This window comes from Synechococcus sp. R70.1, assembly GCF_047461675.1.
Classification (GTDB): Bacteria; Cyanobacteriota; Cyanobacteriia; order Thermostichales; family Thermostichaceae; genus Thermostichus.
Genome location: NZ_JANSHR010000006.1, coordinates 1 through 1,792, shown reverse-complemented (window position 1 = coordinate 1,792; position 1,792 = coordinate 1). Strand labels below are relative to the sequence as shown.

Genomic DNA, 1,792 nt, shown 5'->3' with positions numbered 1-1,792 from the left:
GTGCGCTGGCCGGATCCGGTGTTCCCGGCGCAAGGAGTACCTGACGCCATTGGTCAGTACAACAATGGCTATACCACCAATGCGCCTACCTGTAATCCAAGTGGCACCAACAACCAACGCTGGGCCTGCGTGCGCAATGCTATCGATAACCCGACCAACCTGGCCCCCTTTGCCCGCAGCGGCAGCGGTTTCCCTTGGTGGGGCGGCTTCCAGTACTTTTTCGGCAGCAGCACATCGCTGGACTCCAACTCTCCCTTCAAGCGGCGGCTGTATGACAACTCTAGGTGCGACGGGTCTTTGGCGGACATTCGGCAGCCCCGTTGCCGCTTGTCGGCGCCGGCTGGCACCCCAGATCGACGGGATCGCGGCGACTGGTTCTGGATGCCTAGTTGCGGAGAGCCAGATGGCAACAATGGCTTTACGAATCTGCTGACCGACGCAGATGATCTCAACTTCCCGGGTCACTTCAACTTCCTGCGCTCCTGCTGGCGGCGTAGAAGTGGGGCAGGGCCGACTGGCAACAACAACGGCAACGACTTCTTCGTGGTGCGCTGGGTAGGGGAGCTGTATCCCCGTTGGCCGGGCTTGCAGACCTACCGCATTTTCGAGGGTGATGATGGTGTGCGGCTGATCATTCGCCGGCGGGACGAGAGACCTGACGCCACCTTCAGACTCGATGCCGTTTGGCATGGCACTCCCCTCAACTTAGGACCCAACGCTGCAGGTGCCGAAGCCTGGCGGGATAGCGGCAGCAACGAGGTTGCCTTGAGATTGGAGCTGGAGTGCGCGGATCCCTCCCAGCCCTCGCCCTACTTGATAGAAATTCAAACCTATGAAAACACTGGCAACGCCCGGCTGCGCTTTGCCACCCGCGATGGCAGTGAGTGGGAAGACTACGACCTGCGCTACCTAAAGCCGCTGCCGCCGGTCAACAAGCCTTGCCAGCCGGATCCTCAGAAGGCTCTTGAGTCTAACCAAGCGTATTGCAAGACCTGCGATCCCATCTGGGATCCCCCCTGCCCGACCAATATCTGTCAGCCTGTAACCATTACCCAAACAGCAATCTTGCCTGCTGGCTGCCCAGGCACGCCACCATCACCTCGACAGGTTACCTGCCAACCTCCGAGGACCTGCGGTGCTTGGTCTGAATGGACTCCTGAGTGTACGGTGGCCAACGGTGGCACCAGAGTCACCCAAACTCGCAGCCGCACCTGCACAGTGACAGCTTGCGGAACCAGCTACACCGAGACGCAATCCCAAACGGTCGACTGCCCGCAGACTTGCAACTACGCCTGGGGGCCTTGGACGCCGGCCAGTTGCGATGAGGTCATCAACCAAATCGACTGTGGCACAGTCAAAACGTTTGACCAAAGCCGGACAGGCTACCTCATTGCCAACGATAGCAGCCCAGGCTGCCCAGCCACCAAAACGGAGACGATACCTTCAGGCTTAAGATGTCAACGCAATTGCGGGCCGCAAAGTTTTGCCCCAGAAGCTCCCTCCAAGAGCCCTCTGGGCGAGTGGCTAGCCGTTAAGCCCAACACGGTGGAGCTGCGCCCTGTTCAGGAAGTGCAGGCGGATCCGGAGCTCGAGACAGTCAGCGTGCACAGTGTGGCCAAGGCTTCTACTGAAGGTGTAACCATCGCCCTGGAGCCGCAGCTCTCGCCAGTGCTAGAGGTGAAAGCAGGGGTGCCCAAGCCGCCCAAGTGGCCCAGCCCTGCTGAGGCTTTGCGGGCAGCCTTCAATTGGATGTTTGGGGAGCCAGCCCATGCTGCCCGCGCTGGCTTGAGGG

1 pseudogene is annotated in these 1,792 nt (G+C 60.4%); it reads left to right on the top strand.

Going from position 1 to position 1,792, the window contains the following annotated elements:
• Positions 1 to 1,792, top strand: a pseudogene (locus tag NW807_RS00655) (type II secretion system protein); the annotation flags it as partial.